The organism is Arthrobacter sp. 92, from assembly GCF_050260325.1.
GTDB lineage: Bacteria > Actinomycetota > Actinomycetes > Actinomycetales > Micrococcaceae > Arthrobacter.
The window spans coordinates 1,259,983-1,278,591 of sequence record NZ_CP189863.1; the positions used below are offsets into that span (position 1 = coordinate 1,259,983).

Below are 18,609 nucleotides of genomic sequence, written 5' to 3' on the forward strand. Positions count from 1 at the left end.
GCCCTTCAGAACGGTGCCCGGTGCGGCCTACTCGACAGTATCGGCGAGGGTTCCGAGGTAGAGCTGAATGACCTTCGGGTCCTTCATGAGTTCCCGGCCGGTGCCCGTGTAGGCATCCTTGCCCTGGTCCAGAACGTAGCCGCGGTCACAGATCTGCAGGCAGCGCCGTGCGTTCTGCTCCACCATGATCACGGAAACGCCGGCCCGGTTGATCTCGTGAACCCGGAGGAAGGTCTCGTCCTGTTTGACCGGGGAGAGGCCTGCGGAGGGCTCGTCGAGCAGAAGCACGGCAGGGTCCATCATCAGTGCCCGCCCCATCGCCACCATCTGCCGTTCGCCACCGGAAAGCGAGCCTGCCCGCTGGGCGCGGCGCTTGCCGAGTTCGGGAAAAAGGCTGGTCACGAAGTCGAACCGCTGGGCAAAGTCCTTGGGCCGCTGGAACATGCCCATCTGCAGGTTTTCCTCGATGGTGAGCGCGGCAAACACGTTGTTGGTCTGCGGCACAAACCCGACACCCCGGCTAACGAGTTTGTTCGCCTTCAGTCCCGTGATGTCCTGGCCGCGGACCACCACCGAGCCGGAGTGAACTTTGACCAGGCCGAACATTGCCTTCAGCAGTGTGGACTTGCCCGCGCCGTTGGGTCCGATGATTCCGATCAACTCGCCTTTGCGGGCTTCGATACTGCAACCGTTGAGGATATTGACGCCCGGGATGTACCCGGCGACCAGATCGGTGACCTTGACGACTGAATCCGCATCGTGCACGGGCTGTGCGGCGGCGGCCGCGCTGGTGGCGCTCATTCTGTATCCTTTTCCGTGCGGCGGGGCTCTTCGGCGCTGTGCTTGCCGTTCGCGGCCCCGCCGGTTGCGGGACGTCCGCGTCTGTCGTCCTCCTGCTCGGCAGCGACGACGTCGAGGGAGATAATGCCGGCGTTCTCCGTGCCGACGATCGATTCCTCGTCTGCCACCAGTTCCGCTGCCAGTTCCTTGATCCCCTCCGTATCACCCAGGTCCACATCGTGATGGGCGCCCAGGTAAGCGTCAATAACGGCGGGGTTCTTCATCACCTCGGCGGGCGGTCCTTCAGCCACGATCTTGCCCTCGGCCATCACCACAACCCAGTCGGCGATGTGGCGGACCATGTGCATGTCGTGCTCGACGAACAACACAGTCATGCCCTCCGCCTTGAGGTTTTTGATGTGGTCCAGCAGCGACTGGGTCAGGGCCGGATTGACCCCTGCCATCGGCTCATCGAGCATGACCAGCTTGGGGCGGACCATCAGCGAACGGGCCATTTCAAGCAGCTTGCGCTGGCCGCCGGAGAGGGACGCCGCGTAGTCGTCTTTCTTCGCATCCAGCTTGAACTTCTGCAGCAGCACGTTGGCATCTTCGGTGATCTTCTTCTCCTGGCCGCCCCAGAGTCCCTTGAAAAGGGCCTTGGAAAGCCGCTCGCCGGCCTGGTTGGAGGCGCCGAGACGCATGTTCTCCATGACCGTGAGCTTGCCCATCACCTTGGTGAGCTGGAACGTCCGCACCATTCCCATCCTGGCAACTTTGTAGGACGAGACGCCTGCGATGCTCTGCCCTTCGAACTGCCACTTGCCCGAGTTGGGGGTGTCGAATCCGGTAAGCAGGTTGAACAGGGTGGTCTTGCCCGCGCCGTTGGGCCCGATCAGAGCGGTGATCTTGTGGCGCGGGATCTCAAGGTGTTCGACGTCGACGGCGTTAATGCCGCCGAAGCTTCGGGTGACATTGTCAGCCACCACGATCGGATCCCGCTTCTTGCAGCCGGGCACGTTCTCGCCGGCGGCAATGGGCCGTGTGTCCGTCATGTAGTCGATTTCTCCTGCATTTCCGGAATTCGTTGAGTTTCCGGATTCTTCGCTTTGCGTGCTCATGCGAACGCCAGCTCCTTCTTGTTGCCGAAGACGCCTTGGGGCCTGAAGATCATCAGCAGCATCAGCGCGATGCCCACCAGGATGTAACGAAGCTGGCCTGCCTGCACCGTATTCAGCCAGGTGACGGTGCCGGATTCAATCAGGCCGTAGAGGATGCCCTGCGTCAGGGAAAGCACCACCCAGAAGATCATGGCGCCCACAACCGGTCCCAGCACGGTGCCGAGGCCGCCCAGCAGGAGGCAGGTGTAGAGGAAAAACGTTAGTTCCGTGCCGTAGTTGGCTGGCTGGACCGCGCCCCGGGGCAGGGTGAAGATCATGCCGGCGAGGGCGCCGAGGACACCGCCGATCACGAGGGCCTGCATCTTGTAGGAGTACACGTTCTTGCCGAGGGAACGGACAGCGTTCTCGTCCTCGCGGATGCCCTTGAGCACACGTCCCCAGGGGCTGCGCATCAGCAGCCACACCAGGATGCAGCAAACGATTACCAGTCCCCAACCGGCAACGCGGATGAAGAAGTCCCTGTTGTTCATGCCCAGGTAGGTTCCTTCGGGGAACGGGTTCATGGCGTAGAAGTCGCCTTCGAAGGCGGCGAGACCGTTGGCCGAACCCGTCACCGACGTCAACTGGTTGGTTGTGACGATATAGCGGACGATCTCCGCCGCCGCGATGGTGACGATGGCCAGATAGTCCGCCCGCAGGCGCAGCGTGGGGATACCCAGAAGGAGGGCAAAGATGGAAGATGCCACCACCGCGATCAGCAGGCCCACGAAGAAGGGCACATGAAACGTCAGGGTGGAGATGGCGAAGCCGTAGGCTCCCACCGCCATAAAGCCGGCCTGGCCGAAGTTCAACAGGCCCGAGTAGCCGAAATGGACTGCAAGGCCCAGCGCGGCGAGGGCGTAGGCCGCCGTCGTCGGGCTGAACAGTTCGCCGGCAGCGCTTGAGAGAATGAATCCGAAGTTCATGGCAGTCTCCTAACCCACGCGCTCGCGGCGGCCCAGAATGCCCTGAGGCCGGAACAAGAGGACAACGATCATGATGAACAGTGCTCCCACATATTTTAGGTCGGCGGCGAGGCCGAACACGGTGGTCAGCTCCACGAAGATGCCGACGATGACGGACCCGATCAGTGCGCCGAAGACCGTGCCGAGGCCGCCGAGGGTGACGCCGGCGAAAATGAGCAAAAGGATCTGCGATCCCATGTCGAAGGTGACGCCGGGCCGGTAGTACGCCCAGAGGATGCCGCCGAGGGAGGCCAGCATACCGCCGACCACCCAGACGATTCGGATGACGGAGTCGACGTCGATGCCCGATGCCGCAGCCAGAGCCGGGTTGTCGGCCACCGCCCGGGTGGCCTTGCCCAGCCGGGTCTTGAGCAGGACGATGCCGATCAGGGCGATAACCACCGCGCTGATGACGAGTGACCAGAGGTTATTGGGAGAGATCGACACTGGACCGATCTGGATCTCGGCGCTCTGGGCGAACGGCAGCTGCTGGGTCGCGCCGCCGAAGTAGAACTGGATCACGTAGCGGACGGCGAGCGCCAGGCCGATGCTGACAATCATCATCGGGACCAGGCCGGTGCCGCGTCGCCGAAGCGGCTTCCACAGGCCAGCATCCTGGACGTAGCCGAACAGCCCGCCGCCAAGCAGGGCGAGGACGATGGCAAGCCAGAACGGCAGGTTCATGGCGTTGAACGCGAACACAAGGACGGCCCCTAGTGTGACCATCTCGCCATGCGCGAAGTTGGTCAGGCCGGTGGTGCCGAAGATCAATGAGAGGCCCACGGATGCGAGGGCAAGCAACAGTCCAAAGCTCAGACCCGCCACGAGCCGGTTGAGCAGGTTCTGGCCGAAGTCCTGCTGCTGGATCACGATGCCCTTGCCAAAAGCGAAGATCACCGAGAGGTTGGAGGTCTGGCTGAACGTGACTTTGCGGGGGTTTTCCTGGCCTTCGGCGAGCTTGATGCCCTGCGGCAGGGTGGATTCATCGAGCTTGACCTCGTACGTCCCCTGGGTGGGAACGCCGATGGTCCATGCGCCATTGGCACTTGATTTTGCAGTTCCCGTGAAATTGCCGCTTGTGGCGGTAATGGTCACGCCGGCGATCGGAGCGCGGTCATCGCCACGCAGGAAGCCGCTGATGCTGTTCGTAAACTGGGTGGCCGACGGGGATGGTGTCGGGGAAGGAGTCGTCGCCTGGGATGCAGGGGCAACGATAAGCAGTAGCGCGGCTACGGCGGCGAAAACGGCCCCCACAGCTTTCAGCAGTCTGCCGCGCCGTCTTTGCGGCAGGCCTCTCGGTGTGCTTCTCAAAATGAAAACCTCCACATGGGGGTGGTGTGGGTTGCGCCATTGCAACCGCTGCGAACGGTGAGGAAGACGGGTACTGGGACTGGCGGTGCATTGTTCAAAATGGTGTTCACAAAGCGGATTACTTTGTGATACTCGTCACCCTGCTTGGCCAATGTTACAGCCACCCGGAGTCAAAGAACGTGCGCCAAAGCACAGTGAAGATCGCGATCAGATAACAACCGTGAAGCCCCGCCTGAGTATCGATTAACTCCAGCTGAAGAAAACTTTTGTTGAGCCCCCGTGCGTCTAAACAGTTCCCACGCCGCAATCGGCGCACTGCATTCCGGCGGGGAATTTTTCTCCGCTTTGTCACGGTTGGGTTGCGGGTCGGCCATGAGGGGAACTATCCCTGCTACCCGCGCGTGGAAATTGATAGCTTGAATTATCAGGACCATCACTCAACCCCCTTATTTGGAGGACACCCGCAATGGCACTTGGCGGAAACCCGATCTTCAACGGAAAGAATTTCCGTGGAGCCACCCAGGCACCGCCTGCCCCGCAGGCTCACTATGGACAGTACGGCCAGCCGCAGTACGGCCAGCCCCAGTTCGGCCAGGGAGCGTACGGCCAGGCCCAGGCCGGCTGGAATCCCGCGCAACAGGGCATGACCCAGGACCAACTCCAGGACCTGTACAACCGCCCGGCCGCAGGACCCGCCGACACCGGGCGGATGACTTTTGACGATGTCATCGTGAAGACAGCGGCCTGCCTCGGCGTGCTGGTGGCCGGCGCAGCGGTGACCCTCGTCGTCGCCCAGGGCCTGGCCATGATGCTGATGCTGGTGGGCGCCCTCGGCGGCTTTGTGCTCGCGATGGTTAACACTTTCAAGAAGCAGCCCTCGCCGGCCTTGATCCTTGCCTACGCGGGCCTCGAGGGGCTCTTCCTCGGCGGACTGACGCGAGTGCTTGACGCCATGTACCCTGGGGTGGGCCTTCAGGCCGTCATCGGGACTCTCTCGGTCTTCGCCGTCACTCTGCTGCTCTTCAAGAGCGGCAAGGTTCGGGCAACGCCGAGGGCGATGCGCTTCTTTATGATCGCCATTATCGGTTACGCGGTCTTTGCCCTCGTCAACATGGTGATGATGTGGACCGGAGCGGTCAATTCCCCGTTCGGCCTGCGCACCAGCGTTGAAATCTTCGGCATTCCGCTGGGCGTCTTCATCGGGCTGCTGGCGATCGGGTTGGCCGCGTTTTCGCTGATCATGGACTTCACCAGCATTGAAGCCGGCGTCCGAAGCGGCGCCCCGCAGCGCTTCTCGTGGACTGCGGCGTTTGGCCTGACCGTCACCCTGGTCTGGCTGTACGTGGAAATCATCCGCCTCCTGGCAATCCTCCGTGGTGACGACTGACGAGGTCTGAGCCACAGGGCATAGCAAAAGGGGGCCCCACCGTTCTGGACTGCTCCCCGAAAATTTGAACTGAATTGTCAGTCCAACGTTCGGGGAGCAGTTCATACCAACGGCGGGACCCCTTTTTTGTTGTCCCTTCTCGACGCCGCTGCCCCGTCCCTGACCTCTTTTCCTGGGCCGTGCATGTTCCTGGCCCTGCATGTTCCTGGGCCGTGCAGCGGGTGCGTCAGCTGAGCCGTTCCAGCACCACCGCCATGCCCTGGCCGCCACCTACGCAGAGAGTGGCCAGACCCAGCGTGGCGTCGCGTTCGCGGAGGCCGTTCACCAGCGTGGCGGCCATGCGTGCGCCCGTCATGCCGAAGGGGTGGCCCAGAGCGATGGCACCGCCGTGCACGTTGAGTTTGCCCGGATCGATCCCGAGCTCACGGGCGCTGGCCACCACCTGGACGGCGAATGCCTCGTTAAGTTCCACCAGGTCGATGTCCCCGATGCGCAGCCCGGCCAGGGCCAGGGCCCGGCGGGTCGACTCGACTGGCCCCATCCCCATCAGCTCGGGGGACAATGCGCTGACGCCGGTTGCAACGATCCTGGCCAGCGGTTCCAGCTCCAGTTCGCGCGCCCGCACATCGCTCATCACCACCAGCGCGGTGGCGCCGTCATTGAGCGGGCAGGCGTTCCCGGCCGTGACCGTCCCGTTGCTGCGGAACACCGGGGGCAGGGCACTCACGGCTTCCATCGTCACCCCGGGGCGGGGGGAGTCGTCGCGGGTGAGGACCGTTCCGTCCCGCCGCGTGTAGGGCGTGATTTCGCGGGCGAAGAACCCCGAGGCGATGGCCGTCTCGGCCCGGTTCTGGCTCAGAACCGCCCAGGCGTCTTGCTCGGCCCGGCTGATGCCATAGCTTGTGGCCACGTTCTCGGCCGTCTGCCCCATCGCGATATAGATATCCGGCAGACGGCCGCCCAGCCGGGGGTCGGTCCACGGAGTGTTGGAGGCTGCCCGCGATTCCGTTCTGCGCCGTGCGGATTCGAAGAGGGGGTTGTGGGTGTCGGCATCGGTTTCGCCGGCGCCGGCCCACGTGCGGTAGCGGGAGACCGCCTCGACGCCTGCAGCAACGAAGGTGTCGCCCTCGCCTGCCTTGATGGCGTGGAACGCCATGCGGAGGGTCTGCAGGCTGGAGGCGCAGAACCGGTTGATCGTGGCACCTGGAACGTTGTCCAGGCCAGCCAAAATGGTGACCACCCGGGCCATATTGGACCCGGCCTCGCCACTGGGCTCGGCGCAGCCGAGGTAGAGGTCATCGAGTCCGGCGCCGTTCCGCGCGCGCGGATCGAACGCCGGTATTCCGGCAAGAGCGGCCGTGACCATTGCCGCGGCGAGGTCATCCGGACGTTCGTCCTTTAGCGAGCCCTTGAACGCCCGGCCGATGGGGCTTCTGGCGGTGGAAACTATGACGGCTTCTGGCATGCGCCCAGCCTACGCCCGGGCTACGAGAGTCGCATCGCCCCGGCCGCGGGGGTCACGGTGAAAATATCGGGCTTCCTGAACCCCGCCTCGGAAAAGGCCTGTTCGACGGCGATGCGAACCTGTTGCTCCGCGCCAACAGGCGTCAAAGCGATGGCGGCTCCGCCGAAGCCGCCGCCGGTCATTCGCGCCCCGATGGCCCCATTGGCCCGGGACACTTCCACGGCCAGGTCCAGTTCCGGGCACGATATCTCGAAGTCGTCGCGCATGGACCGGTGGCTGGCATCCAGCAGTGGGCCGATGGCCGCGGGTCCGGAAGTGCCGAGGAGATCCACGGTCTCCAGCACACGCTCGTTTTCGGTGACGACGTGGCGTACGCGCCGGAACGTCAGGTCGTCCAGCAGGCCGCTGGCTTCTTCCAGATCGGCCACTTCCACATCGCGCAACGCCCTGACACCCAGCACCTCCGCGCCAAGCTCGCAGGAGGCCCGGCGGGAGGCGTAGCCGCCGTCCGCGTGCGAGTGCGAAACCTTGGTGTCAATGACCAGCAACACCAGTCCCGCCGAAGCGGTTTCGAAGGGCACCAGCCGGGCGCTTTGGTCCCGGCAGTCCAAAAAGACAGCGTGGCCTGTGGCGCCCCTCAGGGACGCCGACTGGTCCATGATGCCCGTGGGTGCTCCCACAAAGTCGTTTTCGGCTTGCTGGGTGACGAGGACCATCTCCTCGGCCTCCAACTGCGCCCCCGTCAATTCATTGAGGGCGTAGATGACAGCGCATTCGATGGCGTGGGACGAGGAGAGCCCTGCACCGAGGGGAACGTCCGAATCCAGCAGCAGGTCAAGGCCGGGCACTGCGACCCCGCGCTGCTGCAGCGCCCAGATGACTCCCAGGGGGTACTTGGTCCAGCCCTTGGCCGTTGACGTGGTCAGGGAAGAGGTGTCCGCCGAGGTCATGCCCTGATCCCCGTAGGTCGACAGGAGACGCAGGGTGGAATCGGCCCGGACCCGGATGGCCACCCGTGCGGTCCTGTCGATGGCAAACGGAAGGACAAATCCCTCGTTGTAATCGGTGTGTTCACCGATCAGGTTGACCCGGCCGGGAGCCTGCCAGACGCCGTCGGGCGCGTCGCCGAAGGCCGCCTGGAACCGGGCGGCGAGATCGCTGGTGCTTCGGGTGACGGTCATGCGGGTGCGCCTTCCGTGGCTGGGGCGAGGGCAGGGCCGGTGGTTGCCACGGCCCGGAGCCGTTCCGCCACCAGTTCCGGGGTGGTGTCGTTGATGAATGCGCCCATGGCCGCTTCCGAGCCGGCCAGGTACTTCAGCTTATCCGCCGCCCGGCGGGGTGACGTCAACTGCAGGTGCAGGTACCCGGCGGGCCGCAACAACGCGTCCAGCGGGGCCTGATGCCACGCCGAGATGTAGGGGGTCGGGGTGGGGTAGAGGGCGTCCAGCCGCTTGAGCAGGTCAAGGTAGACGTGGGCCAGCTCGTCCTTTTCCTCGCCGCTGAGCGCGGCCAGGTCCGGCACCTGACGGTGCGGCACCAGATGGATCTCCAGTGGCCAGCGGGCCGCGAACGGAACATAGGCGCTGAAGTTTTCCCCCTCGAGCACCATCCTGCTGCCGTCCTCGCGTTCGGCCCGCAGGAGCGAGCCCGTCAGGGTCTTGCGGCCGCCGGCGTCGTCAAAGAATTTCCGTGCCGCCGCGCCGATCACGCCGGCGCGCGGAGTGACATACGGATACGCGTAAATCTGACCGTGCGGGTGATGGAGGGTCACGCCGATATCCGCGCCACGGTTCTCGAAGGGAAAGACCTGCTTGATGCCGGGCAGTTGATTCAGGGCTGCGGTGCGGTGGGCCCAGGCCTCCACCACTGTCCGTGCGCGCACCTCACCCAGGCCGCTGAAGGATCCGGTATGGTCCGGGGTGAACGACACGACTTCGCAACGGCCGAAGGCCGGGCCGCTGGTTCCCCAAGCGGGATGGTCCGGAATGGTGCCGAGCGCCGGACCCAGTGACGGGAAGCGGTTCTCGAAAACCACAACGTCGTAGTCCGGAGCCGGGATCTCGGACGCGTTGCCGGCCGTCGTGGGGCAGATGGGGCACTGGTCGGCCGGAGGAAGATGCGTCCGGCCCTGACGATGCGCGGCAACGGCCACCCACTCTTCTGTGAGGGCATCGAACCGGACTTCACCAGGCTCACTCCGCGGCGGCAGGTCCCGGCGGTCGGGGGCCTCCACACCTGTCCGGCCGGGGCTGTCCGACCCGGCGTCGTCGAAATAGAGCAACTCCCGGCCATCGGCAAGGTTGGTGCTGGTGATGTTCGTCATGAGTCAATGGTTCCATAAACCGATCAGAAACAACAGTTTTCGAACAAAAGATAACAGAATTGTTTCCTGCGCCGCCGTGCGGCCAGCTCCTCCTCGGCCGCGAGGGGGTACGGTTGTGCCCATGAATCTGAGCAGCCCTTCCGACGCCGGCATTACCCACGGAGCGCCCCGGCGCTACGCTTCCGGCAGGCAGTATGAACTCCGCCGCGGTGAGGCACTGGCGGTGGTGACCGAGCTCGCAGCGGGGTTGCGGCTGTACAGCCGCGGTGGCATACAGCTCACGGAGACATATGCGGACTCGGAGATTCCGCCCGGAGCGGCTGGCATAACGCTGGCGCCCTGGGCCAACCGGGTGGAGGACGGCGCCTGGCAGCTGAACGGGAAGAAGCAGCAGCTGGACATCACTGAAGTATCCAGGAACAACGCCAGCCACGGACTGCTTCGCAACGCCGGCTATGAACTGGTGGACGAATCCGAGTTCTCGGTGACGCTGGAGGCGCCCATCTTTCCCCAGCACGGATACCCCTTCCTGCTCCGCCACCGGGTGAAATACGAGCTGGCCGATGACTTGGGCCTGGTGGTCCACCAGAGCCTGCACAACGACTCGCAGGAGCCCGCACCGTTTGTGCTGGGATCCCACCCCTACCTCAGGCTTGGCGACGTTCCCGCTAGCGAGCTGACGCTCACGGTAGCTGCCGGCACCCGGCTGCAGGCCGACGAGCGGCTCATCCCGCGCGGCTCGGAGCCCGTGTCCGGGGAACTGGACCTTCGCGGTGGCCGGCGGCTCTCGGAGCTGGACATCGACGTGGCGTACACGGACTTGGCCTTCGATCATGGAGTGGCACGCCAGACGCTGGAAGCGGATGACGGGCGCAGCGTCAGCCTGTGGCAGGACGATTCATGTGCCTACGTGCACATCTTTGTGACCGACAAGTACCCGGGACGTGCCAAGGCTGTGGCCATGGAGCCGATGACGGGTCCGGCCAACGCCTTCAACAGCGGCGATGGCCTCCGCTGGCTGCCCGCAGACGAGGGTTTCACCATGTCCTGGGGGATCAGCGCCCGGTTGGACCCGGCGGTGTAACGCGCGTTCCGGAAAAGCCCCCCATCCCTTCGCCAGCCCTTTCCCAGCCATTTCCCATAGGGGCGCCGCTGGGGAAAGATTGGATCATGACGCCACCTAAGGACGCCAGCACTCCGAACCGTACCGACCCCGAGCTTTCGGATTACGGGTCCGGGGAGGTTGCGGACGCCGTCTTAACGGCGCGGCCGCGGACCGACCGGGAGCTCGATGAGGACATTCCCTACGGCGTGCGCATTGCCGCGTCCTGGGCCTGGCGGGTTGGACTCATCCTGGTGGTGGGCGGCGCCCTGATCTGGCTGCTGAGCAAGGTCAGCTTCCTCATCATCCCGGTCATGGTGGCGGCGCTGCTTGCCGGACTCCTCAGTCCGGTGGTGCGCTGGCTCAGGAAGCGGCATGTTCCCAACGGCGCCGCCGTCGCCATCACCGTGCTGGGATTCATCGGACTGATCGTTGCCGCCCTGGCCATGGTTGGCCGGCAGCTCGTATCAGGGTTCAGTGAACTGTGGACCGAGGCGCTGACCGGTGTCCAGCAGGTCCAGGCGTGGCTCGCAGACGGTCCGCTGCACCTGACGGCGGACCAGATCGACAAGTACATCCAGGAAGGCACCGCGGCGCTGCAGAACAACAGCAGCAGCATACTAAGCGGCGCGCTGTCCTTTGGCAGCACAGCGGGTCATTTTGCCGCCGGCCTGGTGCTCTCGCTCTTCATCCTCATCTTCTTCCTCCTCGAAGGCGAGCGGATCTGGGGCTTTATGGTCCGGCTTCTGCCCAGGAAGGCCCGCGCCGCCGCCGACGGCGCCGGCCGCCGTGGATGGACCTCCATGGTCAGCTATGCGCGAATTCAGATGTTCGTGGCGTTTGTGGACGCCGTCGGAATCGGGGCGGGCGCAGCCATCATCGGGGTGCCCCTGGCGCTGCCACTGGGTGTCCTGGTGTTTATCGGTTCCTTCATCCCGGTGGTTGGCGCCCTCGTGACCGGAGCGATCGCCGTACTGCTGGCCCTGGTGGCCAACGGGCCCGTCAACGCGCTCATCATGCTCGCGATCGTCCTGGCCGTCCAGCAGCTGGAAAGCCACATCCTCCAGCCGCTCGTCATGGGCAGGGCAGTGGCGCTGCACCCGGTGGCGGTTATCCTCTCCGTTGCGGCCGGTTCCTACCTCGCCGGTATCCCCGGGGCACTGTTCTCCGTTCCCATCCTGGCCGTAGCAAACTCGGCAATTCGATATATTGCTGCCAGAACGTGGGAACATGATGAAGTGCTGGCAGCGGCGGCCTTGCGTGAATTCGCGGGTTCGCCGGAAGCCAGCCAGGACACCACCTTCAAGGATGTCTACCTCCCGGGTTCCAATCCGGGACGCGGCAAGGAAGCCGCACAGCCAACAGGTGCGCCCGCCGGCCACGCCGGAATGGACACCCCAGCCGAATCCCACAAAGGAGACTAGCTCGTGAAAACCCTCGAGACCCTGCCCGTGACACTGGACGATGTCCTGGAGGCGCAGAAGTTGCTTGAGGGAATTATTACGCGCACTCCGGTTGAATCGTCGCGGGCGCTGGGCGCCATGGTGGGCGGCGAGGTCTTCTTCAAGTGCGAAAACCTCCAACGGGCCGGATCGTTCAAGGTCCGCGGCGCCTATGTCCGCATGGCCAAGCTCACCGACGAGGAGAAGAAGCGCGGCGTGGTGGCTGCCTCGGCCGGAAACCATGCGCAGGGTGTTGCTGTCGCCGCCAAGAGCCTGGGCATCAAAGCCCGCATATACATGCCCCTCGGTGTTGCCCTGCCCAAGCTGGCGGCAACGCGCAGCCACGGCGCCGAAGTGGTCCTGCACGGGCACAACGTCGATGAGGCGCTCGCCGAAGCCCAGCGCTACGCCGACGAGACCGGCGCCGTTTTTGTCCACCCCTTCGACAACGTCGACGTTGTGGCCGGCCAGGGCACCGTCGGGCTGGAAATCCTCGAGCAGATCCCGAACGTTGACACCATCCTCATGGGGGTGGGCGGCGGGGGCCTCCTCGCCGGCGTCGCAGTGGCAGTGAAAGCAAGGGCGCGGGAACTGGGCAGGGAGATCCGCATCATCGGTGTGCAGGCGGAAAACGCCGCAGCCTACCCGCCGTCACTGGCCGCCGACGCGCTGGTGCCGCTGAAAAAGGTTTCCACCATGGCGGACGGCATTGCCGTGGGCCGCCCCGGCCAATTGCCGTTCAGCATCATCCGCGAACTCGTCGACGACGTCGTCACCGTCAGCGAGGACGCCCTGGCCCGGGCGCTCATCTTCTTGCTCGAACGCGCCAAGATGGTCGTGGAGCCAGCGGGGGCCGTGGGCGTCGCGGCGCTGATGGAAGGCAAGATCGAGAACCCTGGGACTGTGGCCGTGGTGCTCTCCGGTGGCAACATCGATCCGATGCTGATGCTCAAGGTGATCCAACGTGGCCTGTCCGCTGCCGGCCGCTACATGACCGTCCGGATGATGCTGGATGACCGTCCCGGTTCCCTCGCCACGATTGCCCGGATCATCGCCGAGAATGACGCCAACGTGACGGGCCTGGACCACACCCGGGTGGGCGGCTCGATCAGCATGGGCGATGTGTCCATCACCGTGAACCTGGAGACAAAAGGCCACGAGCACTGCGAGCAGGTCCTCGCGGCGCTTCGGGCCGAAGGCTTCCAGCCGATCGTGGTGCACTAGGGCGGCCATGGTGCTGAACGCCACGGGGGAGAAGCGCTCGCACAACCGGCATACACCAGCAGCGCGGGCCCAGGGAGGCCTGCTGGTCCTGGGGCTGTTCGTCGCTCTGCTGTTCGGCATCGAGCTCGTCAATGAGGCCACGTTCCATGCCCTGAACCGGATCTTTGGCTTGAGATCGCGAAGCGCGGACGGGCTTGTGGACATCCTCACGTTTCCACTGTTTCACGCGAACATGGGGCATGTGCTCTCCAACGCGCTGCCCTTGGTGATCTTCGGCTTTATCGTGTTTATGGCGGGGCTGAGGGTGTTCCTGACCGCGGTTGCACTGAGCTGGCTCGGATCCGGCCTGGTGGTGTGGCTAATCGGCGGATGGGGCATCACCATTGGTGCCTCCGGGTTGGTGTTCGGCCTGTTTGCCTTCCTGCTGGTCCGCGGATTCTTCAACCAAAACTGGTGGCAGATCGCCCTGTCCGTGGTCCTGTTCCTTGCCTACGGCGGAATTCTGTTTGGAGTTCTTCCCAGCGTGGCCGGTTATGTCTCGTGGCAAGCCCACCTTGGTGGCGCACTGGGGGGCGTTGGCGCGGCCGTGCTCCTGCGCCCGAAGGCGAGCAACTAAGACACTGCCGAAAAGACGACACAAAGCACGACGCCGGCGGCTCCCTTTTCGGGAGTGCCGGCGTCGTGCTTTCGTCGCACTCAGTGCCCGCTTCGACGGGCGCGGAGGGTATCAGCCCGTGTAGGGCTTCGCGGAGATGATCTCCACGCTGATTTCCTTGCCGTTCGGGGCGGTATAGCTGAGCTTCTCGCCCTCCTTGTGGCCGGCGATCGCCGCGCCGAGAGGCGACTTCTCGCTGAAGACGTCAAGATCGGAGTCGCCGGCAATCTCGCGGGAGCCGAGCAGGAAGGTTTCCTCGTCGCCGGCAATCCTGGCTACGACGAGCATCCCGGGTTCAACGATGCCGTCATCCGCGGGTGCTTCCCCTACATGGGCATCCCGAAGGAGGGCGGTGAGCTGGCGGATACGGGCTTCAATCTTGCCCTGTTCTTCCTTGGCAGCGTGGTAACCCCCGTTTTCCTTGAGGTCGCCCTCCTGACGGGCCGCTTCGATCTTCTGAACGATTTCCGCCCGGCCGGGGCCGGAAAGGTGGTCCAGCTCTGCCTTCAAGCGGTCAAAAGCTTCCTGGGTAAGCCAAGCTGCAGGCGCGCTGTTGGTGGTAGACACGGACTTCTCCTCTTGTGGGTCTAACAAACAAAGACCCCGCTGCATTGGCCACTTGTGGGACTCAGTAACCAGATAAGCGGGGTAAAGGTATTGATCCATTGTAGTCAATCCTGTGGACAAACCCAAGATGGGCTGCGGTGCAGGTCACATGGGCGCATCACCCGCGGCCGGCAAACCGCTGTTCAGGGCCATCTCGTCACTTGCCGGGGATCCAACAGTTGTCCACGACGCCTGACACCGACTGGGACTCTGTGCGCAGCTCCACACGATGGGCCGTGGTGCGCCCCCCGTCGGCGCTGGCGTCCGCGGGGTTCGGGCCGATATCCACTACTTTCCACCCCACCACGGCAAACTTGGCGTCAAGGGCTTTCACCGCGCATTTGGCTGCCGTGCCCGGTTCCTTGGTGACTTGGAAATCGATTTCAGCCTGCGTCGAATCCGTGGTGCTGTAGCCGATGTCCTTGAAACTCACCGTCTCCGTTGTCAGGGAGGTGGACATCCACGCCATAATTCCGATCCCGGCCGCGAGTCCGGCGATGACGACGTTGCGCCTGGTCCTGCCCGCAAGTACGCGCTTTTGGCCGCCGTATCGATTGGCTAGGGTGGTGTTTGCCGGCGTGGAGGCGGCCGGCTGATCCTCGGAAGTCACGATTCCAGTTTAGTGTGGATCCGGACGGACAATTTCCGCACCAGGGCGGCACCGTGCCCGCAGCAACGCCAGCAATACGAGAAACCCGCAACAGCAGGAAGAGGAGCCGTTCCAGATGACAGCGTCCACCAGCCAGTCAACGCCGCTTCGCCTGCTGGCCGTCCACGCCCACCCTGACGACGAATCGAGCAAGGGCGCTGCCACCATGGCGATGTACGCCGCGGCCGGAGTGGACGTGATGGTGGCCACGTGCACCGACGGCTCCCGCGGTGACATCCAGAATCCCGCCATGGAACATGAACCGCACCCCAAACGCGACATGGCAGGTGCACGGCGGCTGGAAATGAACCACGCCGCCAAGGTCCTGGGCGTCCGCCAGCGTTGGATCGGCTTCGTCGATTCCGGTCTGCCGGAAGGAGACCCGTTGCCGCCGCTTCCGGCCGGTTCGTTCGCCGTTCAGCCACTGGAGCGGGCAGCCGCGCCCCTTGTCCGGCTGGTCCGTAACTTCAAGCCGCACGTGATCGTCAGCTATGACGAAAACGGCGGCTATCCGCATCCGGACCACATCATGGCGCACCGGGTTGCGGTGGAGGCCTTCGAGGCAGCAGGGGATCCGGACCGCTACCTGGGAGCCGGTGAACCCTGGGAACCGAGCAAGCTCTATTACGACCGTGCCTTCAGCCCGGACCGGTTCCGGGCCCTCCATTTCGCGCTTGAGGAAGCCGGACTGCAGTCGCCGTACGCGGAACGGCTGGCCGCATGGCTGGAGGCCGACGCGGAGGGCCACACCCCTCCGCCCCCCACCCACCCCACCACCACCCAGATCGACTGTGGCGACTTCTTTGAAGCCCGGGACGATGCCCTTCGTTCCCATAAGACCCAAGTGGACCCGCTGGGGTTCTTCTTCGCGGTATCACCGGCGATGCAACGACGGGCATGGCCGTGGGAGGACTACTCCCTGATTCAATCGAGAGTGCCGGTTCAGTTGCCCGAGAAGGACCTGTTCGCCGGGCTAAGATAGATCAAACGGCCTTTTCTATGCCCCGTAGAAGTCGGGGCCGCAACCAGCTCCATAGAAGGTTAACACCGTGCATCATTTGCTCATCGCCCTGGCAACAGCCCCGGCGCCCAGCCCCACGCCGTCGCTGCGCCCCGGCCTCTCCGAGGACCAGGTGACCCCCGGCCTGCTGGGTTTCCTGCTGACAGCATTCATTGTGGTGCTGACCGCCCTGCTGATCGTGGACATGGTCCGCCGGGTCCGCCGGGTGCGCTACCGTGCGCAGGTCGAGGAAGAACGCCAGGGCCGGGCCGGAGAGCCGGGACCCGATGCCACTACGGAAGCCAACGGGGATGCAGGACGCTCAGAGCGCTGACAGCGGAGCCTCCCAACCCCGGCCGGGAGCAGCAAATGCCCTGGCCGGGGAGCCGTCCGCGTACCTGCGCCAGCACGCCGATAACCCGGTTCATTGGCGCCCTTTCGGTGACGAGGCGTTCGGCTTCGCTGCCGCCCGGGACGTACCGGTTTTCCTGTCCATCGGCTATGCGGCATGCCACTGGTGCCACGTCATGGCCCACGAATCCTTTGAGGACCAGGAAACCGCGGACTACCTGAACGCCAACTTCGTGGCCATCAAGGTGGACCGGGAGGAGCGGCCCGACGTGGACGCGGTGTACATGGCCGCCACACAAGCGATCAGCGGTGAGGGCGGCTGGCCCATGTCTGTGTTCCTGACTCCTGACGGCAGGGCGTTTCACGCAGGGACCTACTTTCCGCCCCGTCCCATGCCGGGCAGGCCCTCGTTCCGGCAGGTCCTTGAGGCTGTTCACGAAGCCTGGGTGGAGCGCCGCGCCGCGGTGGAGCACAACGCGGAGTCGCTTGCCCGAGGCATCGCCGACTCACAGTCTGCAACGGCCATCACACTTGGCGTAACACCCGATCCCTTGGACGCGGAGATGCTCTCTGCGGCCGTTGAGGCGCTGGCCAGGTCCGAGGACCCCGTTGCGGGCGGCTTCGGCGCGGCGCCTAAATTCCCGCCGTCGGCAGTCCTGGAGTTCCTGATCCGGCACGCTGCCGTGGACTCCGGCACCGCCCCGGCTGCCCGCGACATGGCGGCCCGGACTCTCGCGGCGATGTCGCGCTCGGCCCTCTTCGACCAGCTCGACGGCGGGTTCGCCCGGTACTCCGTGACCCGGGACTGGTCCGTTCCGCACTTCGAAAAAATGCTCTATGACAACGCCCAACTGCTTCGCGTCCATGTGCACTGGGTCCGGCTTGGCGGCAGCGCGGTGTACCCGGCGGCCGAGGCGGCGGCCGTGGCTGAGCGCACCGCTGACTGGCTGCTCTCCTCACTGGGCCTGGCTGCCGCGCCCGGCGACGCTCCGGAGGCTTTCGCCTCCTCCCTGGACGCGGACACTGTGGTGGAGGGCGAGCACCACGAAGGTGCCAGCTACCTGTGGACCCCGGCGGACCAGGAGCAGGTCCTGGGCCCTGCCGACGGCGCCGCGGTGGCGCTCCTGATGAACGTCGGGATCCGGGGCACCGTGACGGGGTCAGCCTCGCCGCTGCACCCGGGCCGGGCCCTGACCGCCGCTGAGCGGGAGCTATGGGACCGGGTCCGGCCAACCCTCCTCGGCGCGCGTGCTCTCCGTCCGCAGCCGGCCAGGGACGAGAAAGTGGTGGCTGGCTGGAATGGGTTGGCCGTGGCCGCGCTGGCCGACGCCGGAGCGATCCTTGGCCGTCCCGGGCTCGTGGCAGCAGCCGAGCGGGCAGCCGGATATCTGGAGCGGGTGCACTGGCGGGCCGGCCAGGGCTCCTCGCCCGGGATACTCGTGCGGGTTTCGCACAGCGGCGCGGCCCGCGGGATCGGCGGCCTCCTTGAGGATTACGCATTTTGCTGCGAGGGCCTCTTTGCCCTGTACGCCGTCACCGGCAACCAGCGGTGGTACCTCCTGGCTGAAAACATCCTGCTTGCCGCCTGCCGGAGGTTCGCGGCGGACGGTACCCTGGTGGACAGCTCCGGTGAATCCGCCCAGGTGGTCAATGCCCAAGGGAAGCGTCCCGGCCTTGATCCGTTCGATAACGCTGCTCCCAGTGGCGCCGCGGCCTTCGCCGGGGCGCTCTTAAGCTACTCGGCGCTCTCAGGTTCCACCGGGCACAGGATCATGGCAGGGAACGTCCTCTCGCTGCTGCCGGCTGTGGCTACCCGGGCTCCGCGGGTTGCCGGCTGGCTATTGGCAACCGCCCAGGCGGCCCTGGCAGGCCCGGTCGAAGCCGCTGTGGCGGGGCCGGACGGCCCGGAGAAGTCCGTGCTGCACCGGGCACTGCTGCTCTCTCCAAGCCCTGGGCTGGTGGTGGCGATGACCGCCGACGCCGGAAGGGCGTCCGACGGCGGGGTCCCTCCCGCGGTGCCGCTGCTGGCAGGCCGGATGGCCGGGTCCGACGGCTCGCCACAGGTGTACCTGTGCCGAGGGATGGTCTGCCAGCGTCCGGTGACGTCGGTGGCCGAGCTGCTGGAAACCCTCGCGGCCATGACCGGATGAGCTCCGGGACGCCGCCAAGCAGCTGGCCGGAACGTTCCCGGG

The 18,609-nt window shown here is 65.2% G+C and carries 17 protein-coding genes; 8 read left to right on the forward strand and 9 right to left on the reverse strand.

Annotation, left to right across the window (positions count from 1 at the left end; genetic code table 11):
* Positions 1-27 precede the first annotated feature (27 nt).
* The 4 genes from ACP4XC_RS05805 to ACP4XC_RS05820 are packed head-to-tail and all read right to left on the reverse strand — an operon-like array spanning position 28 to position 4,156.
* The gene (locus ACP4XC_RS05805; RefSeq protein ID WP_427173906.1) at positions 28-801 is read right to left on the reverse strand and encodes an ABC transporter ATP-binding protein; all 774 of its coding nucleotides are present in this window, start codon (positions 799-801) and stop codon (positions 28-30) included.
* The gene (locus ACP4XC_RS05810; protein ID WP_427173907.1) at positions 798-1,898 is read right to left on the reverse strand and encodes an ABC transporter ATP-binding protein; all 1,101 of its coding nucleotides are present in this window, start codon (positions 1,896-1,898) and stop codon (positions 798-800) included. The genes ACP4XC_RS05805 and ACP4XC_RS05810 overlap by 4 nt, the downstream gene beginning before the upstream one ends.
* Positions 1,895-2,863 (reverse strand): branched-chain amino acid ABC transporter permease, encoded by a 969-nt coding sequence (locus ACP4XC_RS05815; protein ID WP_427173908.1) that lies wholly within the window; start codon positions 2,861-2,863, stop codon positions 1,895-1,897. Before ACP4XC_RS05815 ends, ACP4XC_RS05810 begins: the two co-directional genes overlap by 4 nt.
* 9 nt (positions 2,864-2,872) lie before the next feature.
* Positions 2,873-4,156, reverse strand: a complete 1,284-nt coding sequence (locus tag ACP4XC_RS05820) for a branched-chain amino acid ABC transporter permease (protein ID WP_427173909.1) — start codon at positions 4,154-4,156, stop codon at positions 2,873-2,875.
* Between the two features lie 523 nt (positions 4,157-4,679).
* Here ACP4XC_RS05820 and ACP4XC_RS05825 point away from each other — a divergent pair.
* Complete coding sequence (locus tag ACP4XC_RS05825) at positions 4,680-5,600, forward strand: Bax inhibitor-1/YccA family membrane protein (protein WP_427173910.1); 921 nt, start codon at positions 4,680-4,682, stop codon at positions 5,598-5,600.
* Positions 5,601-5,826: 226 nt separating this feature from the next.
* On the opposite strand, the gene ACP4XC_RS05830 is transcribed toward ACP4XC_RS05825, so the two are convergent.
* Genes ACP4XC_RS05830 through galT form a run of 3 tightly spaced genes read right to left on the reverse strand, consistent with a single transcriptional unit; the run spans position 5,827 to position 9,388 of the window.
* Complete coding sequence (locus tag ACP4XC_RS05830) at positions 5,827-7,065, reverse strand: acetyl-CoA C-acetyltransferase (protein ID WP_427173911.1); 1,239 nt, start codon at positions 7,063-7,065, stop codon at positions 5,827-5,829.
* Positions 7,066-7,085: 20 nt separating this feature from the next.
* A complete protein-coding gene (gene galK, locus ACP4XC_RS05835; RefSeq protein ID WP_427173912.1) occupies positions 7,086-8,246 on the reverse strand; it encodes a galactokinase in 1,161 nt (386 codons plus the stop codon).
* Positions 8,243-9,388 carry a galactose-1-phosphate uridylyltransferase gene (gene galT, locus ACP4XC_RS05840; protein WP_427173913.1) on the reverse strand — a complete coding sequence of 382 codons (1,146 nt, stop codon included), beginning with the start codon at positions 9,386-9,388 and terminating at the stop codon, positions 8,243-8,245. Before galT ends, galK begins: the two co-directional genes overlap by 4 nt.
* 121 nt (positions 9,389-9,509) lie before the next feature.
* Here galT and ACP4XC_RS05845 point away from each other — a divergent pair, with 121 nt between their 5' ends.
* The 4 genes from ACP4XC_RS05845 to ACP4XC_RS05860 all read left to right on the forward strand — a co-directional run bounded on the left by ACP4XC_RS05845 (position 9,510) and on the right by ACP4XC_RS05860 (position 13,772).
* Positions 9,510-10,472: an aldose 1-epimerase family protein gene (locus ACP4XC_RS05845; RefSeq protein ID WP_427173914.1), complete on the forward strand. Its 963-nt coding sequence runs from the start codon at positions 9,510-9,512 to the stop codon at positions 10,470-10,472.
* 86 nt (positions 10,473-10,558) lie between these two features.
* Positions 10,559-11,914, forward strand: a complete 1,356-nt coding sequence (locus ACP4XC_RS05850; RefSeq protein WP_427173915.1) for an AI-2E family transporter — start codon at positions 10,559-10,561, stop codon at positions 11,912-11,914.
* Positions 11,915-11,917: 3 nt separating this feature from the next.
* On the forward strand, positions 11,918-13,156 hold the full coding sequence (gene ilvA, locus ACP4XC_RS05855; protein ID WP_427173916.1) for a threonine ammonia-lyase: 1,239 nt from the start codon (positions 11,918-11,920) through the stop codon (positions 13,154-13,156).
* Between the two features lie 7 nt (positions 13,157-13,163).
* Positions 13,164-13,772: a rhomboid family intramembrane serine protease gene (locus tag ACP4XC_RS05860; RefSeq protein ID WP_427173917.1), complete on the forward strand. Its 609-nt coding sequence runs from the start codon at positions 13,164-13,166 to the stop codon at positions 13,770-13,772.
* Between the two features lie 111 nt (positions 13,773-13,883).
* On the opposite strand, the gene greA is transcribed toward ACP4XC_RS05860, so the two are convergent.
* Together greA and ACP4XC_RS05870 are read right to left on the reverse strand one after the other, a co-directional pair.
* A complete protein-coding gene (gene greA, locus ACP4XC_RS05865; RefSeq protein WP_427173918.1) occupies positions 13,884-14,378 on the reverse strand; it encodes a transcription elongation factor GreA in 495 nt (164 codons plus the stop codon).
* A gap of 196 nt (positions 14,379-14,574) precedes the next feature.
* The gene (locus ACP4XC_RS05870; RefSeq protein ID WP_427173919.1) at positions 14,575-15,027 is read right to left on the reverse strand and encodes a DUF4307 domain-containing protein; all 453 of its coding nucleotides are present in this window, start codon (positions 15,025-15,027) and stop codon (positions 14,575-14,577) included.
* A 115-nt stretch (positions 15,028-15,142) separates the two neighbouring features.
* Between ACP4XC_RS05870 and mca the strand changes: the two genes are divergently transcribed.
* The 3 genes from mca to ACP4XC_RS05885 all read left to right on the forward strand — a co-directional run bounded on the left by mca (position 15,143) and on the right by ACP4XC_RS05885 (position 18,567).
* A complete protein-coding gene (gene mca, locus ACP4XC_RS05875; RefSeq protein ID WP_427173920.1) occupies positions 15,143-16,048 on the forward strand; it encodes a mycothiol conjugate amidase Mca in 906 nt (301 codons plus the stop codon).
* A gap of 67 nt (positions 16,049-16,115) precedes the next feature.
* Positions 16,116-16,400 carry a hypothetical protein gene (locus ACP4XC_RS05880; protein ID WP_427173921.1) on the forward strand — a complete coding sequence of 95 codons (285 nt, stop codon included), beginning with the start codon at positions 16,116-16,118 and terminating at the stop codon, positions 16,398-16,400.
* The gene (locus ACP4XC_RS05885; protein WP_427173922.1) at positions 16,378-18,567 is read left to right on the forward strand and encodes a thioredoxin domain-containing protein; all 2,190 of its coding nucleotides are present in this window, start codon (positions 16,378-16,380) and stop codon (positions 18,565-18,567) included. Before ACP4XC_RS05880 ends, ACP4XC_RS05885 begins: the two co-directional genes overlap by 23 nt.
* Positions 18,568-18,609: the final 42 nt, after the last annotated feature.

What these genes read in the sequence shown, in the direction of transcription:
- ACP4XC_RS05805 (WP_427173906.1), bottom strand. Translation starts at nt 801, where the DNA reads ATGAGCGCCACCAGCGCGGCCGCCGCCGCACAGCCCGTGCACGATGCG.
- ACP4XC_RS05810 (WP_427173907.1), bottom strand. Translation starts at nt 1,898, where the DNA reads ATGAGCACGCAAAGCGAAGAATCCGGAAACTCAACGAATTCCGGAAAT.
- ACP4XC_RS05815 (WP_427173908.1), bottom strand. Translation starts at nt 2,863, where the DNA reads ATGAACTTCGGATTCATTCTCTCAAGCGCTGCCGGCGAACTGTTCAGC.
- ACP4XC_RS05825 (WP_427173910.1), top strand. Translation starts at nt 4,680, where the DNA reads ATGGCACTTGGCGGAAACCCGATCTTCAACGGAAAGAATTTCCGTGGA.
- ACP4XC_RS05830 (WP_427173911.1), bottom strand. Translation starts at nt 7,065, where the DNA reads ATGCCAGAAGCCGTCATAGTTTCCACCGCCAGAAGCCCCATCGGCCGG.
- galK (WP_427173912.1), bottom strand. Translation starts at nt 8,246, where the DNA reads ATGACCGTCACCCGAAGCACCAGCGATCTCGCCGCCCGGTTCCAGGCG.
- galT (WP_427173913.1), bottom strand. Translation starts at nt 9,388, where the DNA reads ATGACGAACATCACCAGCACCAACCTTGCCGATGGCCGGGAGTTGCTC.
- ACP4XC_RS05845 (WP_427173914.1), top strand. Translation starts at nt 9,510, where the DNA reads ATGAATCTGAGCAGCCCTTCCGACGCCGGCATTACCCACGGAGCGCCC.
- ACP4XC_RS05850 (WP_427173915.1), top strand. Translation starts at nt 10,559, where the DNA reads ATGACGCCACCTAAGGACGCCAGCACTCCGAACCGTACCGACCCCGAG.
- ACP4XC_RS05860 (WP_427173917.1), top strand. Translation starts at nt 13,164, where the DNA reads ATGGTGCTGAACGCCACGGGGGAGAAGCGCTCGCACAACCGGCATACA.
- mca (WP_427173920.1), top strand. Translation starts at nt 15,143, where the DNA reads ATGACAGCGTCCACCAGCCAGTCAACGCCGCTTCGCCTGCTGGCCGTC.
- ACP4XC_RS05885 (WP_427173922.1), top strand. Translation starts at nt 16,378, where the DNA reads ATGCAGGACGCTCAGAGCGCTGACAGCGGAGCCTCCCAACCCCGGCCG.